Genomic DNA, 20,655 nt, shown 5'->3' on the forward strand with positions numbered 1-20,655 from the left:
GCGTCGTGTCAAACGACATTAATGTTGAATGTGCCGACCTCATCGCGAGCAAGCTCGCTCCCACAGGGTTTTGGGTTGATCAGGATGAGAGGTGTTGAACCAGTAATGGAAGCAGCCGCTCGCACGACGCCTCTATTTTCAAATCAAGAAGCTCATCCGCCCGAGTCTTCCCCAAATTAATCGCAATCAACGGCTTTCCCTGATCCGCCACCGCCCGGCACAACCGAAACGCCGAATACGCCATCAACGAAGACCCGACCACCAACAATCCCGCAGCCTTTTCGACTGCTGCCATCGCTTTGGCCGCTGTCACCTGCGCCACATTCTCGCCAAAAAACACCACATCCGGCTTCATCCGTTCACCTGCGCAATGCGGGCAATGCGGCACCTGAAACCGCGCCTCAAACGCCGCATCCAGCAGCGTGTCACCGTCCGGGGCTTGCACCGCATCCACGCCGGCCAGATACGGATTCTGCGCTTCCATCAATTGCTGGATCGAATCCCGTTCGCTGCGTTTTCCGCAGTCCAGGCACAACACCCGGTGCAGGCTGCCGTGAAGTTCGATGACGTCATGGCTGCCGGCCTGGTCGTGCAGGGTGTCGACGTTTTGAGTGATCAGCCCGCTGATCTGCTGCGAACGTTGCAAACTGGCCAAAGCCTCATGGGCCACGTTCGGCTGGGCCTGGCGCACCCGCGGCCAACCGAGCATCGCCCGCGCCCAATAGCGTCGCCGGGATTCGGGGGCGGAGAGGAATTCCTGATACATCATCGGTTGCCGGCCACGCCGCACGCCCTGATTATCGCGGTAGTCCGGAATGCCCGACGAAGTGCTGATGCCGGCACCGGTCAGGACCACAAACGGCTGGTCGGTCATTAACTGCTGAAGGTGGTCGAGTTGTTCGCGGATGAGGCTGCCTGGCATGTTCAACACTCCGGTGGGCCAGTAGGAGCTGCCGCAGGCTGCGATCTTTTGATCTTCAGCGATTTCAGCATCGCCAAGTCAAGATCAAAAGATCGCAGCCTGCGGCAGCTCCTACAGTAGACCGTCAGCCGTCAGCCGTCAGCGGTGTTTACTTACGCGCCTCCAGAATCAGGTTGAACGGCGTTTCCGTGGCCCGCCGGAACGTCTTGAACCCGGCCTCAGTGAAGACCTTGCGCAGCCGCACCTCGCCAGCCTGGGCGCCGAGCCCGAGGCCGACTTCCTGGGACAGCGAGTTCGGGGTGCAGATGAAGGTCGAGGCGGCGTAGAACAAGCGGCCAACCGGGGTGACGTTGTCGTCGAGCGAGTCGTTGGCGAACGGTTCCACCAGCAGCACCGTGCCGTCTGGTTTCAGTGCGTCATAAGCGTGCCGCGCCGCACCCACCGGGTCGCCCATGTCGTGCAGGCAGTCGAAGTAGCAAACCAGATCATAGTCATCGCCGGGGAAGCTTTTTGCCGTGCCCTGGAAGAACCGCGCACGCCCGGACACACCGCCTTCTTCGGCGCGCTGGGTGGCGACGGTGACGGAGGGCGCGTGGTAGTCGAAACCGACGAACCGCGAATCCGGAAACGACTGGGCCATGATCACGGTGGATGCGCCGTGGCCGCAGCCGATATCCGCCACCTTGGCGCCAGCCTCCAGTTTGGCGACCACGCCTTCGAGTGCCGGTAGCCATTCGGCGACCAGATGCGCTTTATAACCTGGCCGGAAGAACCGCTCCGTGCCGCTGAACATGCACGGATGGTGATCGCCCCAGGCGAGGGCACCGTCGCCGCGCATGGCGTTGACCAGTTTGTCCTTGTCATGGAAAAACGATGCGACCACCCCGATGCCACCCGCCACATAGACCGGTGAGTCTTCGATTGCCAATGCCAGGGCCTGCTCTTCGGGCAGGCGGAACTGGCCGTCGCGGTGTTCCATGTAACCGGAAGCGGCGTGGGCGCTGAGCCATTCGCGCAGCAGGCGGGGGTTGCAGCCGGTTTTGTCGGCGAGGGCTTCAGGGGTTATTGGCTGGCTGTCGGCCATGGCCCGATACAGCCCGAGCTCTTCGCCGAGGATGACGTTGGCGAGCATCGCCGCGCCGCCCATGTCGTTCACCAGTTTGCCCATGAAATCATTGAGTCTGGCCTCGTCCATCACGTGTGCTCCTTCAGCAGGATCACAGTCCAGAGGCCTTGTTTTTCGAGGCGTTCATTTCTGGGCGGTGGTCGTGGGAATGAACAGGACGATAAGCACGCCCTGCGTGCACTAAGTTTAGTCCGGGGGCTGTGCGCTGCCGGCCGGAGCGACGAAAGCCTTCCCACATCCCCTGGTTCACACCGTACCCCCGTTAGACACCAAACCCTGTGGGAGCGAGCTTGCTCGCGATGGCGGTGGGTCAGGCAACATCCTTGTCGACTGAAAAACCGCTATCGCGAGCAAGCTCGCTCCCACAGGGGATTTGTGGTGTGTATTGCACTGTATCTAAAAGGCTTCTCGATACAGATCCCTGCAACAGCGGGCACTGCCGAACACAGGCGAGATACAAACCTGCGATGAACTGCGTAGGCCAATTGGCACCCTATACACCGTGAAGGGGACAACAATGACTACGCTCCTGCCTGAAACCGACCTGAAATCGACACCCGTCAATCGCCTGCGCGTCGACCAATACACCAGCGGCATCATCGGCCCAAGCCAGCCGATGCTCGGGCCGCTGGCCGACGGCGGCACCCTGATCACCGGCACACCGCCGGGCTGTTGGGGGCCGATGATCACGCCGGCCTTCGAGGGTGGCCACGAAGTGACGCAACCGGTGGCCATCGCCGGTGCGGAAATCGGCGACGCGGTGGCGATCAAGATCATAAGCATGCGCGTCACCTCGCTGGCCACTTCGTCCGGGGTGATGAGCTTCGTTGAAGGTCGCTACCACGGCGATCCGTTCGTCTCCAAATTCTGCGCCAAGTGCGGCACCGAACATCCGGCCAGCCATGTCGAAGGCATCGGTGAGGATTCGATTCGCTGTAACACCTGTGGTGCCGAAGTCAGCGCGTTTCGCTTCAGCCATGGTTACGTGATCGTGTTCGATGCGCAGAATCAGGTCAGCCTGACCGTCAATCAGGACGTCGCCAATCAACTGGCCGGTAACGCATCCGAGATGTCGGCACTGCCGGAATTCGCCGCGCAACATTCGATCCTGTCCCTGGCGCGCGCCGACATTCCCGGTGTGGCGGTGCACATGCGGCCGTTCCTCGGCAACATCGGCACCACGCCGTCCCGTGATTTGCCCGACTCCCATAACTGCGCCGATTTCGGCCAATACCTGATCGGCGCGCCGCACCGCTTTGGCATGACCCGCGAAGAACTGCACGCGGCCAAGACTGACGGTCACATGGACACCAACTCGATCCGCGAGGGCTGCGTGTTGATTTGCCCGGTCAAGGTGCCAGGCGCCGGCGTGTACATGGGCGATATGCACGCCCAGCAGGGCAACGGCGAGATCGCCGGGCATGCCACCGACTGCTCCGGGGAAACCGAAGTGGTGGTGGAAGTAGTGAAAAACCTGACGCTGGAAGGGCCGATCCTCCTGCAAAACCTCGACGACTTGCCGCCCATGGCCCGGCCGATGAATGCCCGGCAGCGGCAGAAAGTCCGCGAGCTGGGCGAGCGCTGGGGTCAGCACGACATCGAGCAGAGCGGGCCGATCACCTTTATCGGCAGCGGCGAGAACCTCAACGTCGCGGTAGAGAACGGTTTGAAACGCGCCGCCTCGGTCACCGGTCTGCCGTACGACGAAGTGCTCAACCGCGCGACCATCACCGGTTCGATCGACATCAGCCGTTTGCCGGGCACCGTGCGCGTGACGTTCCTGTGCCCGATGACCGTGCTGGATCGCATCGGCATTGGCCATCTGGTGCGCGAGAAGTACGACCTGGCGTAACGCGCAACGGCGGGTCTGTACCACAGTGTGTACAGGCCCGCTGGCGATACAACCGCTGCGATTTTCTGCTGGAGCGGAACACAGACCCGATACACCCTTTCGGTTAACTGTGATTCCGCTCTGACAATCATTGAGATCGACATCATGCAGACCCCCATCACATCAGCGAAGGCGACCGTCGGGCTCGGTTTGCGTCGCGGTTTAATGAAGGACCTTCAGGCAGCCCGTGTGGGCGATTTCGATTTTCTGGAAGTCGCACCGGAAAACTGGATCGGTATCGGTGGCGCTCATGGTCATGCGCTACGTGCCCTGGCCGAGCGCTATCCGTTGTCCTGTCATGGCTTGTCACTGTCATTGGGCGGCCCGGCACCGTTGGACGTCGGGTTTCTGCAGGAAGTCCGGGTTTTCCTCGATCACTACAACGTGCCGCTGTACAGCGAACACTTGAGCTACTGCAGCGATGACGGTCATCTTTACGACCTGCTGCCGCTGCCCTTTACCGAAGAAGCGGTGCATCACGTCGCCGCGCGAATTCGTCAGGCTCAGGACATTCTTGGTCGGCGCCTGGCGGTGGAAAACGTCTCCTACTACGCCGCGCCACAGCAAGACATGGACGAGCTGACCTTCACCAATGCGGTGCTGCGCGAAGCCGATTGCGACCTGTTGCTGGACGTCAACAATGTGTACGTCAACTCGATCAATCACGGTTTCGATCCGCAGACATTTCTGGCCGGCATCGATTCGGGCCGGGTGGTGGCCATGCACGTGGCCGGGCATTTCGATGAGTCCGACACCTTGAAAATCGACACCCACGGCGCTTCGGTCAAACCGGTGGTCTGGTCGTTGCTGGCTGAGGCTTACGCTCGATTCGGCGCGCAACCGACGCTGCTGGAACGGGATTTCAACTTTCCGGCATTTTCCGAATTGGTGGCCGAGTTACAGACCATTCGCCGCCTGCAAACCGAGGGGGTGAACCGTGGATAAGCCGAGCCTGTTTCAGCAGCAGAACACCTTGGGCCTTTACCTGCGCGATCCCGATCATTGCGCGCCACCGGCCGGGATGGAGGTGACGCGGGCGCAGGTTTACCGCGACCTGATCTTCGCGAACCTGTCGTCGTTGCTCAGTGGGACTTTTCCGGTGCTGATCAAGATTCTCGGTGATGAACGCTGGCGTTCACTGGTGCGGATCTTCCTGCGGGACTACCGCGCGCGCACGCCGAAATTCGGCGAGATCGCCAAGGAGTTTGTCGAGTTCCTGGCCTCGGAACCGCAAGCGTTAGTCGAAGGGTCGTGGCCGCCGTTCATGGTGGAACTGGCGCATTACGAGTGGATCGAGATGGCGTTGCAACAATCCGAGGCCGAACCGTTGCCGCTGAGCGATGCCGGATTGTTGCTGGACCGACCGTTGCAGGTTTCACCGCTGGCCTGGCCGCTGGCGTATGCCTGGCCGGTGCAGTGGGTGGGGCCGGATTATCAACCGCAGACAGCGCCGGCTCAGCCTACATTGTTGCTGGTGCGTCGGGCTGAGGACTGGAGTGTGAAGTTTTCTGCACTGAGCCCGTTGGCCTGGCGATTGTTGCAGCGGATTGAGGAATTTCCTCAACTGGACGGGCGTGAGCAGCTGGAAGGATTGGCGGTGGAGGCGGGGATGGCTGGGGCGCCGGAGTTTATGGACAGTGGGGCGGTGTTGTTGCGGCAGATGCATGAAGAAGGGGTGGTGGGCTACTGAAAACACCACCAATCCCCTGTGGGAGCGAGCCTGCTCGCGAAGAGGCCGGCACATTCGACATTGATGTCGCATGATACCGAGCATTCGCGAGCAGGCTCACTCCCACAAGGATCTACTTTGTTCTTGAGTTAGCGTCAGGTCTGGGGAATCAAGCTTTGCCGGCAGTCGAGCACCAACCGCGCCCCTCCCAGTTCACTGGTGCCCACTTCAAGCGTAAACCCATGCAGGCTGACAATCGCCGCAACGATCGACAGCCCCAACCCGAACCCGCTTTTCTGGTTGCCGCCGTCGGCACGATAGAAACGCTGGAACACCGCCTCTCGTTCTGCGATCGGAATGCCAGGACCCGAATCGAGCACTTCGATCCGCGTGCGCCCACCCTCATTGACCCCCCGCAAAATCACCTCGCCGCCCGGCGGCGTGAACTTGATCGAGTTGCTCAGCAGGTTCGCCACCGCTTCGAATAGCAACGCGCGATCGCCATTCAGTGGCGGCAAGACGTCAGGCAGTTGCAGCTTGAAAACCAGTTCGCCTTCTTCCGCCAACGGCAGATAAAAGTCGTGCAGCTCTTGCAGCAACGGCACCGGATCCAGCTGCACAAACCCCGAACGCCGCTGACGATCTTCCAGCTCGGAAATCCGCAACAACCCTCGAAAGCGCGCCATCAAGGTGTCCGCTTCACCGAGCACTGAGTCCAGTTGCACCGCCAGCGTCGAGCCCTCATCAGCCTGTTGCTGAATCCGGTACAGCTGCGCCCGCAGGCGCGTCAGCGGTGTGCGCAGGTCGTGGGCAATGTTGTCGCAGACGCCCTTGACCTCATTCATCAAGCGTTCAATACGTTCGAGCATGGCGTTGACGATGGCCGCGAGCATATCCAGCTCATCGCGGCGATTGGACAATGGCAGACGACGGGTCAGGTCGCCGGCGACGATGGCCTCGGCGCTGGCCTGAATCGCACGAATCCGCCGCAACGGACGCCGCCGCAACAGGTGCCAACCCGCGATACCGGGCAAGATGGTCAGCGTCACACCCCAGAACAATGCGTGAAGAATGATCCGGGTCACGGCAAACAACGAACCGTTATCCCGCACCAGCACGAGCCAGCGACCGTCCTTTGTCTGGGTCGCTACCGCGTCGCAGCTGTCGGCGGGCAGGCTTGGGTCGTCGGAATCTGTGCAGTCGCCGAGCATGTGAATCTTGCCGTCCAGCGGCAGGCCTTCGGGAATGTGCCGCAGGCCGCCGTTGAGGTAGCGATGCTGAGCATCGAACAAGCCATAGGCATCGATGCCGCGAATGTCGAAGGTCATGCTGACGGCGAGGGCGTCCATCAGTTGTTCGCCTTGAAAGCGCGAGAACAAATGCTGGCGCTGCATCAGCGAGTGTTTGGCCAGGTTGTCCAGGTAATCGGACACCTCGTAGTACATCACCCCCATGAGAATCCCGCTCCAGAGCACGAACAGCGAACTGTAGAGCGCCAGCAAACGGCTGCTGGATGAACGCCAGCCGTTAGAGGGGTTCGGCAATGACATAACCCGAGCCTCGCACGGTCCGAATCAGTGGGACATTGCCTGGCGGGTCGATCTTCTTGCGCAGACGGCCGATGTGTACGTCGATCAGGTTGGTGCCGGGGTCGAAGTGGTAACCCCAGACTTCTTCGAAAATCATCATCCGCGACAGAATCTGCCCGGTGTTGCGCATCAGGAATTCCAGCAACTTGTACTCGGTGGGCAACAGCGTCAGCAGCTGACCGTCGCGGCTGGCTTCATGGCTGATCAGGTTCAGCTCCAGATCCGCCACCCGCAACGTGGTGGCCTGGGCGGTCACGGTGTTCTGCCGGCGCAGCAGGACTTCGACCCGGGCGGCCATTTCATCGGTGGCGAACGGTTTGGTCAGGTAATCGTCACCGCCCGCGCGCAAGCCGCGCACACGCTCATCGACGTCGGAAAGGGCGCTGATCATCAGAATCGGCGTGGCCACGCCCATGGTCCGCAGCGTGGTGACAATCGCCAGACCATCGAGCTCGGGCAGCATGCGGTCGAGGGTAATCAAGTCGTAGTTGCCGCTGACTGCGCGTGCCAGACCTTCGCGGCCGTTGTCGACCCAATCCACGTCGAGGCCGTGGCTGCTCAATTCGGCGACGATTTCCCGGGCGGTCACGGCGTCGTCTTCGATGGTCAAGATGCGGGTCATAGGGCGGGCCTGATTAGGAGTACTCAACGTTGAGCGGCATTTTGCCAAGAAATGACCGCAGGCTTTCTAAATAAAACTTCATGCAGGTGCCTATTTGATCAATGCATAAAACCCGCCGCTACAGGCAGGTTCCTTGCAATTTGCAAGGCCATAGGAAGTTCAAACTTTCTAAATCACTGAAATCCCGAAATTTATTCAAAGTGGGCGACTGGCACGGTGACTGCACTTACTTTGTTGAAGAGTTGTAACACCATCTTTCCTGCCAGGAGCGATATAACAATGAATAGATCCTCTGATGGTTTCTATCCTGCCCTCGAAGAAACGAGCACGCTCTCTGGCGTGTCCTGGGGCGCGATCTTCGCGGGGGCCGCTGCGGCGGCGGCGTTGTCGTTGATTCTCGTGCTGCTCGGCTTTGGCCTGGGTTTTTCGGCGGTGTCGCCGTGGGCCAATGAAGGGGTGAGCGCCAAGGGCCTGGGCATTTCAACGATTGTCTGGCTGGCGGCTACGCAAATCGTGGCTTCCGGGCTTGGCGGTTACATCGCCGGTCGGCTGCGGGTGAAGTGGGCGTACATGCACGGTGATGAGGTTTACTTCCGTGACACTGCCCATGGCTTTCTGGCCTGGTGCGTGGCCACGCTGGTGACGGCGACGCTGGTGGTCGGCTCGGTCAGCAGTATTGTCAGCGGTGGCGTGCAGGCCGGGGCGAGCATGGTGGGTGGCGCTGCGAGTGCCGCGACTCAAGCAGCGGGCACGGCTGTCGGCAACACTGACAGTGATAAGTACGGTTACTTCGTCGACAGTCTGTTCCGCGATGATCGTCCGGCGGCGGTCAGTGATGACGCCGTTGGTGGCACCGTGACGCGCATCTTCGTGCGCAGCCTGAGCAACGGCGGTCAACTGGCTGCCGAAGACCGCACCTACCTGGCGCAACTGGTTGCCCAACGGACCAACCTCACTCAAGCGGACGCGGAACGTCGTGTTGATGAAGTCTATGCCCGCACGCAAAAAGCCGTGGCCGACGCCAAACTCGCCGCCCAACAAGCCGCCGACACCGCCGCCAAAGTCGCTGCCTGGACTTCGCTGTGGATGTTCATTGCGCTGCTGATCGGTGCGTTTTTCGCCAGCCTCGCTGCAACCTTTGGCGGCCGTCGTCGGGATGCCGTGGTGTATCTGGAATCCGACGCTTACGTGACCCCCACTTCACTGCCTGTTCGCTAACCCAGGAGAACTACCATGCGCTCATTACTGCTGTTCTTTCTCGGCGTACCGATCCCGATCATCATCCTGATCGCCCTGTTCATGCACTGACTTACGCTGGGGCACATGCCTCTGCCGCTTCTGCCTCTGGTGGAAGCGGCGTTTTGCGTTTTTGGGGGTGAAACAAGATCAAAAGATCGCAGGCTGCGCCAGCTCCTACGGATGTATGCGGATCCCTGTAGGAGCTGGCGCAGCCTGCGATCTTTTGATCTCTCTTCAAACCATCATTCGATCGGCGTACTGATAAATTCCTCAAGCCCTTCGGCATACGCCGTAAACGCACTGATCTGTGGAAACCGATTCACATCCACCTGATCCGGCACCACCAGATGGGTGAAGCTCCACGCCACCGCCAACGTAATCCCGTCTTGAGCAATCGTCCCGTCAGTCTTCAGCGGCTGCATTTCCAGCTCCCGCTCCAGCGCCGAATAGGCGGCCGCCAATTGTCCTTCGACCCGCTCCACCCACGGCTCAAACTGAATATGCGCGGGCCGCAGGTTGCGTTCGTAGTAAAGCTGCACCGACTTTTCGCACGCCGCCAACGCCAGACCGATCAGGCGCAGCGAGCGCAAGCGTTGAGCGAGATCGCTGGGCATCAGGCTTTTGCCAGGACCGGCCAAGGCTTCCAGGTAGTCGATGATCAGCGTCGAGTCGATCAACACCTCGCCGTCGTCGAGCACCAGGGTGGGCGCCTTGACCACCGGGTTGATCTGCTGGAATTGCTCGAAATGCCGAAACACCGAAACCGACTCGTGTTCCAGTGGGATGCCAAGGCGTTTGGCGGAGATGGCGACGCGCCGCACATAGGGCGAATCCAGCATGCCGATCAGCTTCATTGAACCGCTCCTTCAGATATCCGTTGCAGGACGGACTACCTTGGCTGAGGTTCAGCGACCTGCAACTGGCGCCGGGCTAATCCTCGAAGCCGACCTGTTCGTGAATCTCATCGACCTTCAATTCCAGCCGATAGGCCACGGCAATAAACAGCGCCTGGCACAAGCACAGTGTGGCACTCAGCGAACGGAAGGCAAACGAGCTGCCTTCGTTGACCAGCAACACGGTGCTGGCGCGCTTGGCCAGGGGCGAGAGGTTGCTGTCAGTGATGATCAGGGTTTTCGCTTGATGGTGCTGGGCAATGCGCAGGCAGTGCTGGGTTTCCTTGCCGTAGGGCGTGAAGCTGATGGCGATCACCAGATCATTGGCGCGCACGCTGCGCATCTGCTCGCGGTAGCTGCCGCCGAGCCCCGAAACCAGATGGATGCGCTTGTTGGTGTGTTGCAGGTTGTAGACCAGGTAATCAGCCACCGCGAACGAACGGCGCACCCCGACCACGTAGATATTGTCGGCATTCACCACCAGGTCGACGGCCTTGTCGAAGGCCTGATCATCGAGTTCCAGCCCCAGCCGCTCGATGCCTGACAGGGTCGCGTCGATGCACTCGCGGGCCAGATCGCCGCCGCTGGCCTTCTGCGACTTGTTGGCGATCATGCTGCGAATGCGCTGCTGGTAGTTCTGAACCGGCGTGGTCTTGTGGGTATAAGCCTCGCGGAACAGCGCCTGCATTTCGCTGAAGCCGCTGAAGCCGAAGCGCTGGGAAAACCGCACGATCGCCGACGGGTGCACTTCGCACTCGCGGGCGATGTCGCTGATGCGGTCGACCATGATCCGGTCGCTCTGCTGGCTCATGTAACTGGCGATGCGTTTGAGCTGGCGCGGCAGGCTTTCGTATTCGTTGGTGATCAGCTGCAGCAGACGCTCGGCATTGATCGGGGGGCTGGCGAGATCGCTGTCGGGCGTGCTCTCGGTCGTCGCCGGCTGATCGGTGCGGGTCATAAGGAATCCTTCTGGCTTGTTCTTATAGAGACGACAGAGAGCGTCATCCCCTGACAATAGGTTGGCTGTGCGCAGTCTACAGGGTAGGCCGGAATAAAATCTTGAGCTTGCGGTCAGTACGAGGGGTGCTGAAACGATGCACTGCCTCTGAAACGCCTGCGCCAAAGTTTATTGGAAAAAATATTCCACGTAAAAAATATTTGGAATAATTATTGATTATTCGGTCCCGGACGTTTTAGTCTGCATCCACCAAGAGTGTTCGGCGCGGCCATCGCCCCGAACGCAGGCTGATAAAAATAACAGGAGCCAGCATGGGCCAGACTCGTTTTGCCAGTGGGCGTCAATTGGATCTGATTTGCCTGGGGCGCCTTGGCGTCGACCTCTATGCGCAGCAAGTCGGAGCGCGGTTGGAAGATGTTTCAAGCTTCGCCAAATACCTCGGCGGGTCGTCCGCCAACATCGCTTTCGGCACGGCTCGGCTTGGCCTGAAATCGGCGATGCTGAGCCGGGTAGGGGACGACCACATGGGTCGCTTCCTGGTTGAATCCCTGACCCGCGAAGGTTGCGACGTCAGCGGCATCAAGGTCGATCCGGAACGCCTGACCGCCATGGTCCTGCTGGGCCTCAAGGATCGCGAAACCTTTCCCTTGGTCTTCTACCGCGAAAACTGCGCCGACATGGCACTGCGGGCCGAAGACATCAGCGAAGCCTTCATCGCTTCCAGCAAAGCCTTGCTGATCACCGGCACCCATTTCTCCACCGACGGCGTCTACAAGGCGAGCATCCAGGCGCTGGATTACGCCGAGAAGCACAACGTCAAACGGGTGCTGGACATCGACTATCGCCCGGTACTCTGGGGCCTGGCCGGCAAGGCCGACGGTGAAACCCGTTTCGTCGCCGACCAGAACGTCAGCCAGCATGTGCAGAAGATCCTCCCGCGTTTCGACCTGATTGTCGGCACGGAAGAAGAATTCCTGATTGCCGGCGGCTCCGAGGATTTGCTCACCGCGCTGCGTAATGTGCGGCGCCTGAGCGCGGCGACCCTGGTGGTCAAGCTCGGCCCGCAGGGCTGCACGGTGATTCACGGGGTGATCCCAGCACGTCTTGAAGACGGCGCCATTTATCCCGGCGTTCGGGTGGAAGTGCTGAATGTACTGGGCGCCGGCGATGCCTTCATGTCGGGCTTCCTCGCCGGTTGGCTGGAGGACGCGAGCGACGAGCGCTGCTGCCAGTTGGCCAATGCCTGTGGCGGTCTGGTGGTGTCGCGCCATGCCTGTGCACCGGCCATGCCGACCCGTGCCGAACTCGACTATCTGTTTAATAGCCCGGTGCCGATTACCCGGCCGGATCAGGACGCGGTGTTGCAGCGTCTGCATCAGGTCAGCGTGCCGCGCAAACAGTGGAAGCAGCTGTTCATTTTTGCCTTCGACCATCGCGGGCAACTGGTGGAACTGGCGCACAAGGGCGGTCGCGACCTGAACGCCATCGGCGAACTCAAGCAACTGTTTATCAAGGCTGTGGAGCGGGTCGAAGCCGATTTGCGCGAGCAGGGCATCGAGGCCGATGTCGGGCTGCTGGCCGATCAACGCTTCGGCCAGGACTCGCTGAACGCCGCCACCGGTCGCGGCTGGTGGGTGGCGCGTCCGGTGGAAGTGCAGGGTTCGCGGCCATTGGCCTTCGAACATGGTCGCTCCATCGGCAGCAACCTGATCGCCTGGCCGCAGGAACAAATCATCAAGTGCCTGGTGCAATTCCACCCCGACGACGAGCCACTGCTGCGACTGGAACAGGAAGCGCAGATCAAGGGTTTGTACCAGGCATCCCAGGTCAGCGGTCATGAGCTGCTGCTGGAAATCATCCCGCCCAAGGATCATCCGTCGACCCATCCGGACGTGCTGTATCGCGCGCTGAAACGCCTCTACAACCTGGGCATTTACCCGGCGTGGTGGAAGATCGAAGCGCAGAGCGCCGAGGAGTGGAAACAACTCGACGAACTGATTCAGGAGCGTGATCCGTACTGCCGAGGCGTGGTGTTGCTGGGGCTGAATGCACCGGCAGCGGCACTGGCCGAAGGGTTTCAACAGGCCAGCCAGAGCCAGACTTGCCGTGGTTTCGCCGTGGGCCGGACGATTTTCCAGGAGCCAAGCCGCGCGTGGATGGCCGGTGAAATCGACGATGAAACGCTGATCCGTCAGGTGCAGGGCACGTTCGTTGAACTGATCGATGCCTGGCGCACAGCACGCGCATGACGCAACACCGCAATACCTGTGGGAGCGAGCTTGCTCGCGATGACGGCGGCATATTCAACATCAATGTCGACTGATACACCGCCATCGCGAGCAAGCTCGCTCCCACAGGGTTTTGTGTCGCTCTTACTGGTTAGGTAAAACAATAAAAGGTGCAGCCATGCCCGCTATTCGAATTGGCATCAACCCGATCTCCTGGAGCAACGACGACCTGCCGTCCCTCGGTGGCGAGACGCCGCTGAGCACCGCCCTGAGCGAAGGCAAGGAGATCGGCTACGAAGGTTTTGAACTCAACGGCAAGTTCCCCAAAGACGCCAAAGGTGTCGGCGATGTACTGCGTCCCTATGACCTGGCGCTGGTGTCCGGCTGGTATTCCAGTCGTCTGGCCCGCCGCTCGGTGGCCGAAGAAATCGACGCCATCGGCAGCCATGTCGAGCTGTTGGCCAAAAACGGCGCCAAGGTGCTGGTGTACGGTGAAGTCGCCGACTCTATTCAAGGCCAGCGCATCCCGCTGGTTGAACGCCCACGTTTCCACACCGAACACGCCTGGCAGGAGTACGCCGACAAGCTCACCGAACTGGCGCGCTTCACCTTGTCCCAAGGCGTGCGCCTCGCGTACCACCACCACATGGGCGCCTACGTCGAATCCCCGGCCGACATCGACAAGTTGATGGCGCTGACCGGGAGTGAAGTCGGCCTGCTGTTCGATTCGGGCCATTGCTACATGGGCGGCGGCGAGCCGTTGCAGGTGCTGCGCAAACACATCGAACGCATCTGCCACGTGCATTTCAAGGACGTGCGCAAACCGGTGGTGCAACTGGCGCGCAACAACCTGTGGAGTTTCCCGGACTGCATCATCAACGGCACCTTCACCGTGCCCGGCGATGGCGACATCGACTTCGGCACCTTGCTCGACGTGCTGCTGGCGGCCGGTTACCACGGCTGGCTGGTGGTCGAAGCCGAGCAGGACCCAGCGGTGGCGCCAAGTTATGTCTACGCCAAAAAAGGCTACGACACCTTGCGTGCGCTGCTCGACGAGAGGATTGCATTATGAGCCTGCTGGTCAAAAGCAACGCCCGTGGCCGGACCATGGTCGAGCTGGGCAAAGGTGAGCTGGAATACGTCGGCTTCGCCGCTTACCGCCTGAGTCTGGGCGAAACCCTGCCGGTGTCGGCCGGTGATAAAGAACTGTGCCTGGTGCTGCTCAGCGGTCGGGTCAGCATCAAGGGTGAAGCGCCGGGGCAGGGCGCGTTCGACTGGGACAACATCGGCGATCGTCAGTCGGTGTTCGAAGACAAATCACCCTTCGCCGCGTACTTGCCACCCGGCAGTCAGGCGCAAGTGGTCGCGCTCAGCGATGTGCAAATAGCCGTGTGCTCTGCACCTGGATTCACTACTGAATCTAAAAGCGAAAAGATCGCAGCCTTCGGCAGCTCCTACAGCCCACGGCTGATCAAACCCGACACCATGAAGCGCAGCGTGCGCGGCAAAGGCGCCAACACCCGTTACGTTTGCGACATTTTGCCGGACACCGAACCGGCCCATTCGCTGCTGGTGGTGGAGGTGCGCACGCCGTCCGGGCACTCGTCGAGCTATCCGCCGCACAAGCACGACACCGACGATTTGCCGCACCAGAGTTTTCTCGAAGAAACCTATTACCACCAGATCAACCCGCCCCAGGGTTTCGTGTTCCAGCGGGTGTACACCGACGATCGCAGCATCGATCAGGCCATGGCCGTGGAAAACAGCGACCTGGTCGTGGTGCCCAAGGGTTACCACCCGGTCAGTGTGCCGTATGGCTACGAGTCGTATTACCTGAACGTCATGGCCGGGCCGAAACGCGTCTGGCAGTTCCACAACGATCCGCAGCACAGCTGGCTCCTGGATCTCTGAATTCCAACCTTTGCACGGAGAACAAGAACAATGAGCAACGCCCCGGTTTTAGGCCATTACATCAACGGCCAGGTGCAGGACAGCGGCAGCGAACGCTTCAGCAACGTGTTCAACCCGGCCACCGGTGCGGTGCAGGCGCGGGTGGGATTGGCGAGCGAGAAGACCGTCGACGAAGCCGTCGCCTCGGCCCTGAAAGCCTTTCCGGCCTGGTCCGAACAATCGTCCTTGCGCCGTTCGCGGGTGATGTTCAAGTTCAAGGAATTGCTCGACCAACATCACGATGAACTGGCAGAAATCATCAGCCGCGAACACGGCAAGGTGTTTTCGGACGCCAAGGGCGAAGTCACCCGGGGCATCGAAATCGTCGAGTACGCCTGCGGTGCGCCGAACCTGCTGAAAACCGAATTCAGCGACAACATCGGCGGCGGCATCGATAACTGGAACCTGCGTCAGCCGCTGGGCGTGTGCGCTGGCGTCACGCCGTTCAACTTCCCGGTGATGGTGCCGCTGTGGATGATCCCGCTGGCGCTGATTACTGGTAACTGCTTCATCCTCAAGCCGTCCGAGCGCGACCCGTCCGCCAGTTTGCTGATGGCCCGTTTACTGACCGAAGCCGGGTTGCCGGACGGCGTGTTCAACGTGGTCCAGGGCGACAAAGTGGCGGTGGACGCCTTGCTGCAACACCCGGACATCGAGGCGATTTCCTTTGTCGGCTCGACGCCGATTGCCGAATACATCCACCAGCAAGGTACCGCTCGCGGCAAGCGCGTGCAAGCGCTGGGCGGGGCGAAGAACCACATGATCGTCATGCCCGACGCGGACCTGGATCAAGCCGCTGACGCCTTGATCGGCGCCGCTTACGGCTCGGCTGGCGAACGTTGCATGGCGATCTCGATTGCGGTGGCGGTGGGTGATGTCGGCGACCAGTTGATTGCCAAGTTGCTGCCGCGCATCGACCAACTGAAAGTCGGCAACGGCATGCAGGGCGACAGCGATATGGGGCCGCTAGTTACCGCCGAGCACAAGGCCAAGGTCGAAGGTTTTATCGGCGAAGGCGTGGCCCAGGGCGCGCAGTTGATCGTCGATGGCCGCAACTTCAATGTGCCGGGGGCCGAGAATGGCTTCTTCGTTGGCGCGACGCTGTTCGACAACGTCACGACCGAAATGAGCATCTACCAGCAAGAAATCTTCGGCCCGGTGCTGGGCATCGTTCGCGTCCCGGATTTCGCCAGCGCCGTGGCGCTGATCAACGCCCATGAATTCGGCAATGGCGTGTCGTGTTTCACCAGTGACGGCGGCATTGCTCGCTCGTTTGCCCGCACCATCAAGGTCGGCATGGTTGGCATCAACGTGCCGATTCCGGTGCCGATGGCCTGGCACTCGTTCGGCGGCTGGAAACGTTCGCTGTTCGGCGACCACCACGCTTATGGCGAAGAAGGCATTCGTTTCTACAGTCGCTACAAAAGCGTGATGCAGCGTTGGCCCGACAGCATCGCCAAGGGTCCTGAATTCAGCATGCCAACCGCCAAATAATTTACCTGCGGAGAACAACAATAATGAGCAAGCCCCTGCGTTTCGCCCTGAACCGTATGGTCGCCCCACGTTTGTCCCTGCCGGCGTTCATCGAACTGGCGGTGACCCTCAAGGCCGACGCCATCGAAATTCGCAACGACCTTGAAGGCGTCGAGATCGAAGACGGTACCGCACCCGAGCGCGTCCGTGAGTTGTGCGCGGCCAAAGGTATCACCGTGCTGTCGATCAACGCGCTGTACCCGTTTGATGTGTGGAATGACGAACGCCGTGTGCAGGCGCTGAAACTTGCCGCATATGCCCGTGATTGCGGCGCGCAGGGTTTGGTGATGTGCCCGTTGAATGATCGCGCCGATTCGCGCAATGAAGCCGAACGGGCTTCGGGGTTGCGCACGGCGTTGACTGAGCTGGCACCGATCCTGCGGGATCACGGCATTCTCGGCTTCATCGAACCGCTGGGTTTCGAAGAGTGCTCGCTGCGCCGCAAGCGCACGGCAGTGGACGCGATCAAGGCCATCGGCGGGCTGGATGTGTTCCGTCTGGTTCACGACACCTTTCACCATCACCTGGCCGGCGAACATGAGTTCTTCCCTGAGCTGACCGGGCTGGTGCACATCTCCGGTGTCGAGGATGCCGAGGTACCGTTGGCGACCATTCGCGACGGCCATCGGGTGCTGGTGGGCGAGGGCGACATCCTCGGCAACGCGGCGCAAATCGACACCTTGCTCAGCAGCGGTTACAGCGGCTACCTGTCGTTCGAACCGTTTGCCGACAGCGTCCATGGCCTGGCGGATATCGAACAGGCGATCGGCGCAAGCATGGATCACCTGCAAAAAACTCTGGCCTGAGACATCCCCCTGTAGGAGCTGCCGAGTGAAACGAGGCTGCGATCTTTTGATTTTAAAGATCAAGATCAAAAGATCGCAGCCTTCGGCAGCTCCTACAGGGATCGGGTGTGTATTTGAAAGGATCGGTTATGACCACAACAAGACTGACCATGGCCCAGGCCCTGGTGAAATTCCTCGATAACCAGTACATCGAGGTCGATGGGGTTCAAAGCAAATTCGTCGCCGGGATTTTTACCATTTTCGGCCACGGCAACGTGCTGGGCCTGGGCCAGGCCCTGGAGCAGGACAGTGGCGACCTGATCGTCCATCAGGGCCGTAACGAGCAAGGCATGGCCCACGCGGCCATCGGTTTCGCCAAGCAGCACCTGCGGCGCAAGATCTACGCGTGCTCCTCATCGGTAGGCCCTGGCGCGGCGAACATGCTGACCGCCGCCGCGACGGCGACCGCCAACCGCATTCCCTTGCTGCTGTTGCCCGGCGACGTTTACGCCTGCCGCCAGCCGGACCCGGTGCTGCAACAGATCGAGCAGTTCCACGACCTGAGCATCAGCACCAACGACGCGTTCAAGGCCGTGAGCAAATACTGGGACCGCATCAACCGTCCCGAGCAACTCATGACGGCGGCGATCCACGCCATGCGCGTGCTCACCGACCCCGCCGAAACCGGCGCGGTGACCCTGGCCTTGCCACAAGATGTGCAGGCCGAGGCCTACGACTATCCCGATTACTTCCTGCAAAAACGCGTGCACCGCATCGAGCGTCGTCCGGCGACTGAAGCGATGCTCGGTGATGCGCTGGCGTTGTTCAAAGGCAAGCGCAAGCCACTGATCATTTGCGGTGGCGGGGTCAGATACTCCGGTGCCAATGCCGCCTTGCAGGCGTTTGCCGAGCGCTTCGATATTCCCTTCGCCGAAACCCAGGCCGGCAAAAGTGCGGTGGTGTCCAGCCACCCGCTGAACGTCGGCGGGATCGGTGAAACCGGCTGTCTGGCGGCGAATCTGTTGGCCAGGGACGCGGATCTGATCATCGGTGTCGGCACCCGCTACAGCGATTTCACCACGGCGTCGAAATCCCTGTTTCAGCACCCGGATGTGCAATTTCTCAACCTCAACATCAGTCCCTGCGATGCCTTGAAGCTCGACGGCGTGCAACTGTTGGCGGATGCCAAAGTCGGCTTGCAAGCGTTGGCTGAAGCCTTGGGTGATTACCGTTCTGCGTGGGGTGATCAACCGCGTCAGGCCAAGGTGCAACTGGATGAGGAAGTCGATCGCATCTATCAGGTCGAATACCAGGCGAAAGATTTCGTCCCGGAAATCAACGACCACATGGACCCGGCCGTACTGCGGGAATTCATCGAGCTGACCGGTTCCTGCCTGACCCAGAGCCGCGTCCTCGGCGTGCTCAATGAAACCCTCGCCGATGACGCCGTGATCGTCGCCGCCGCCGGCAGTCTGCCCGGAGACTTGCAGCGCAGCTGGCGCAGCAAGGGGGTGAACACCTATCACGTCGAGTACGGCTATTCCTGCATGGGTTACGAGGTCAACGCCGCACTGGGCGTGAAACTCGCCGAGCCGGATCGCGAGGTCTATGCGCTGGTTGGCGATGGCTCTTACATGATGCTGCATTCCGAGCTGGCGACTTCGATTCAGGAGCGACGCAAGATCAACGTGGTGTTGCTGGACAACATGACCTTCGGTTGCATCAACAATTTGCAGATGGAACACGGCATGGACAGCTTCGGCACCGAGTTCCGGTTCCGCAACCCGGAAACCGGCAAGCTCGACGGTGGTTTCGTGCCAGTGGATTTCGCCATGAGCGCGGCGGCCTACGGCTGCAAAACCTACAAGGTGAACACGGTTGAAGAGCTGCAAGCCGCATTGGCCGATGCGCGATTGCAGACCGTGTCGACGCTGATCGACATCAAGGTTCTGCCCAAAACCATGATTCACAAATACCTGTCGTGGTGGCGGGTCGGCGTGGCGCAAGTCTCCACCAGCGCCCGCACCGATGCGGTGGCCAAGACCCTGAATGAACGACTGGCCAAGGCCCGTCAGTACTGATTGCCCTGAACGAACAACAACAAATCTAGGAGTCATTAAATGTCTTTGAAGCTTGGAGTCATCGGTACCGGGGCCATCGGCCAGGATCACATCCGTCGTTGCAGCCAGACCCTGCTCAACAGCCAGGTGGTCGCGGTCACCGACATCAATTTGCAACAAGCAGCGAACGTGGTTTCCGACCTGAAACTGACCGCCGAGGTTTATCCCGACGGCCACGCGCTGATCAAGGCGCCAGAAGTCGAAGCGATCCTCGTTACCTCCTGGGGCCCGAGCCACGAAGAGTTCGTGCTGGCGGCGATTGCGGCGGGTAAGCCGGTGTTCTGCGAGAAGCCGCTGGCGGTCACCGCTGAAGGCTGCCGCAAGATCGTCGAGGCCGAAGTAGCCCACGGCAAACGCTTGGTGCAGGTCGGTTTCATGCGTCCTTACGATGAAGGTTATCGCGCACTCAAAGCAGTGATCGATAGCGGTCAAATCGGCGAACCGTTGATGTTGCACTGCGCGCACCGCAACCCGACCGTGGGGGAAAACTACAAGACCGACATGGCGATCACCGACACGCTGATCCATGAGCTGGATGTGTTGCGCTGGTTGCTCGACGACGATTACGTGTCGGTGCAAGTGGTGTTCCCGCGCAAGAGCAGCAAGGCCCTCGCGCATTTGAAAGACCCGCAAATCGTGCTGCTGGAAACCGCGAAGGGCACGCGCATCGATGTGGAAGTGTTCGTTAATTGCCAATACGGCTACGACATCCAGTGCGAAGTGGTGGGGGAGACCGGCATCGCCAAACTGCCGGAGCCGTCGCAGGTTCAGTTGCGCAGCGGGGCGAAGTTGTCCAACGCGATTCTGATGGACTGGAAGGATCGGTTTATTGCTGCGTACGACGTCGAGTTGCAGGCGTTCATCGATGGCGTGCGGGCCGGGCAGGTGGGTGGGCCGTCGGCGTGGGATGGCTTCGCTGCTGCCGTCGCAGCAGACGCGTGCATCGAAGCACAGAACAGCGGCCAGATCGTTAAAGTCGGCCTGCCAGAGCGCCCACACTTCTACGGCTAACCCCCGATCCCCTGTAGGAGCTGTCGAGTGAAACGAGGCTGCGATCTTTTGATCTTGATCTTAAAAATCAAAAGATCGCAGCCTCGTTTCACTCGACAGCTCCTACAGGAGGGCGGTGT

General features: G+C 60.5%; 17 protein-coding genes. 11 read left to right on the forward strand and 6 right to left on the reverse strand.

What is annotated here, in order from left to right:
• Window positions 1-79 precede the first annotated feature (79 nt).
• Together EAH74_RS26035 and EAH74_RS26040 are read right to left on the reverse strand one after the other, a co-directional pair.
• Complete coding sequence (locus tag EAH74_RS26035) at window positions 80-922, reverse strand: NAD-dependent protein deacetylase (RefSeq protein WP_140682138.1); 843 nt, start codon at window positions 920-922, stop codon at window positions 80-82.
• Between the two features lie 148 nt (window positions 923-1,070).
• Window positions 1,071-2,117 (reverse strand): class I SAM-dependent methyltransferase, encoded by a 1,047-nt coding sequence (locus tag EAH74_RS26040; RefSeq protein WP_140682140.1) that lies wholly within the window; start codon window positions 2,115-2,117, stop codon window positions 1,071-1,073.
• A gap of 448 nt (window positions 2,118-2,565) precedes the next feature.
• Here EAH74_RS26040 and EAH74_RS26050 point away from each other — a divergent pair, with 448 nt between their 5' ends.
• The 3 genes from EAH74_RS26050 to EAH74_RS26060 all read left to right on the forward strand — a co-directional run bounded on the left by EAH74_RS26050 (window position 2,566) and on the right by EAH74_RS26060 (window position 5,629).
• A complete protein-coding gene (locus EAH74_RS26050; protein ID WP_140682142.1) occupies window positions 2,566-3,900 on the forward strand; it encodes an acetamidase/formamidase family protein in 1,335 nt (444 codons plus the stop codon).
• A gap of 144 nt (window positions 3,901-4,044) precedes the next feature.
• Window positions 4,045-4,884 carry an HvfB family MNIO-type RiPP peptide maturase gene (locus EAH74_RS26055; protein ID WP_140682144.1) on the forward strand — a complete coding sequence of 280 codons (840 nt, stop codon included), beginning with the start codon at window positions 4,045-4,047 and terminating at the stop codon, window positions 4,882-4,884.
• Entirely contained in the window at window positions 4,877-5,629 is a 753-nt protein-coding gene (locus EAH74_RS26060) for an HvfC family RiPP maturation protein (protein ID WP_140682146.1), read from the forward strand. Before EAH74_RS26055 ends, EAH74_RS26060 begins: the two co-directional genes overlap by 8 nt.
• 134 nt (window positions 5,630-5,763) lie before the next feature.
• On the opposite strand, the gene EAH74_RS26065 is transcribed toward EAH74_RS26060, so the two are convergent.
• Window positions 5,764-7,158 carry a sensor histidine kinase gene (locus EAH74_RS26065; RefSeq protein WP_140682148.1) on the reverse strand — a complete coding sequence of 465 codons (1,395 nt, stop codon included), beginning with the start codon at window positions 7,156-7,158 and terminating at the stop codon, window positions 5,764-5,766.
• Complete coding sequence (locus EAH74_RS26070) at window positions 7,136-7,819, reverse strand: response regulator transcription factor (RefSeq protein WP_033058247.1); 684 nt, start codon at window positions 7,817-7,819, stop codon at window positions 7,136-7,138. The genes EAH74_RS26065 and EAH74_RS26070 overlap by 23 nt, the downstream gene beginning before the upstream one ends.
• A gap of 279 nt (window positions 7,820-8,098) precedes the next feature.
• Here EAH74_RS26070 and EAH74_RS26075 point away from each other — a divergent pair, with 279 nt between their 5' ends.
• On the forward strand, window positions 8,099-9,037 hold the full coding sequence (locus EAH74_RS26075; RefSeq protein ID WP_140682150.1) for a hypothetical protein: 939 nt from the start codon (window positions 8,099-8,101) through the stop codon (window positions 9,035-9,037).
• A 263-nt stretch (window positions 9,038-9,300) separates the two neighbouring features.
• On the opposite strand, the gene EAH74_RS26080 is transcribed toward EAH74_RS26075, so the two are convergent.
• Together EAH74_RS26080 and EAH74_RS26085 are read right to left on the reverse strand one after the other, a co-directional pair.
• Window positions 9,301-9,912, reverse strand: coding sequence for a glutathione S-transferase (locus EAH74_RS26080; RefSeq protein ID WP_140682152.1), 612 nt, complete (start codon window positions 9,910-9,912; stop codon window positions 9,301-9,303).
• A 76-nt stretch (window positions 9,913-9,988) separates the two neighbouring features.
• Window positions 9,989-10,909, reverse strand: a complete 921-nt coding sequence (locus EAH74_RS26085; RefSeq protein ID WP_140682154.1) for a MurR/RpiR family transcriptional regulator — start codon at window positions 10,907-10,909, stop codon at window positions 9,989-9,991.
• Window positions 10,910-11,220: 311 nt separating this feature from the next.
• On the opposite strand from EAH74_RS26085, the gene EAH74_RS26090 reads away from it, so the two are divergent.
• The 7 genes from EAH74_RS26090 (at window position 11,221) to EAH74_RS26120 (ending at window position 20,536) form a co-directional block, all read left to right on the forward strand.
• Window positions 11,221-13,158 carry a bifunctional 5-dehydro-2-deoxygluconokinase/5-dehydro-2-deoxyphosphogluconate aldolase gene (locus EAH74_RS26090; RefSeq protein WP_140682156.1) on the forward strand — a complete coding sequence of 646 codons (1,938 nt, stop codon included), beginning with the start codon at window positions 11,221-11,223 and terminating at the stop codon, window positions 13,156-13,158.
• Window positions 13,159-13,315: 157 nt separating this feature from the next.
• Window positions 13,316-14,209: a myo-inosose-2 dehydratase gene (iolE, locus tag EAH74_RS26095; protein ID WP_140682158.1), complete on the forward strand. Its 894-nt coding sequence runs from the start codon at window positions 13,316-13,318 to the stop codon at window positions 14,207-14,209.
• Entirely contained in the window at window positions 14,206-15,048 is an 843-nt protein-coding gene (gene iolB / locus EAH74_RS26100) for a 5-deoxy-glucuronate isomerase (protein ID WP_140682160.1), read from the forward strand. The genes iolE and iolB overlap by 4 nt, the downstream gene beginning before the upstream one ends.
• Window positions 15,049-15,078: 30 nt before the next feature.
• Entirely contained in the window at window positions 15,079-16,581 is a 1,503-nt protein-coding gene (locus tag EAH74_RS26105) for a CoA-acylating methylmalonate-semialdehyde dehydrogenase (protein ID WP_140682162.1), read from the forward strand.
• A gap of 23 nt (window positions 16,582-16,604) precedes the next feature.
• Entirely contained in the window at window positions 16,605-17,426 is an 822-nt protein-coding gene (locus tag EAH74_RS26110; protein WP_140682164.1) for a TIM barrel protein, read from the forward strand.
• A gap of 128 nt (window positions 17,427-17,554) precedes the next feature.
• On the forward strand, window positions 17,555-19,486 hold the full coding sequence (gene iolD, locus EAH74_RS26115) for a 3D-(3,5/4)-trihydroxycyclohexane-1,2-dione acylhydrolase (decyclizing) (protein WP_140682166.1): 1,932 nt from the start codon (window positions 17,555-17,557) through the stop codon (window positions 19,484-19,486).
• A 39-nt stretch (window positions 19,487-19,525) separates the two neighbouring features.
• Window positions 19,526-20,536, forward strand: a complete 1,011-nt coding sequence (locus EAH74_RS26120) for a Gfo/Idh/MocA family protein (RefSeq protein WP_140682168.1) — start codon at window positions 19,526-19,528, stop codon at window positions 20,534-20,536.
• Window positions 20,537-20,655 lie beyond the last annotated feature (119 nt).

Origin of the sequence: Pseudomonas mandelii, from assembly GCF_006438925.1 — a bacterium.
GTDB classification, from domain to species: domain Bacteria; phylum Pseudomonadota; class Gammaproteobacteria; order Pseudomonadales; family Pseudomonadaceae; genus Aquipseudomonas; species Aquipseudomonas mandelii_C.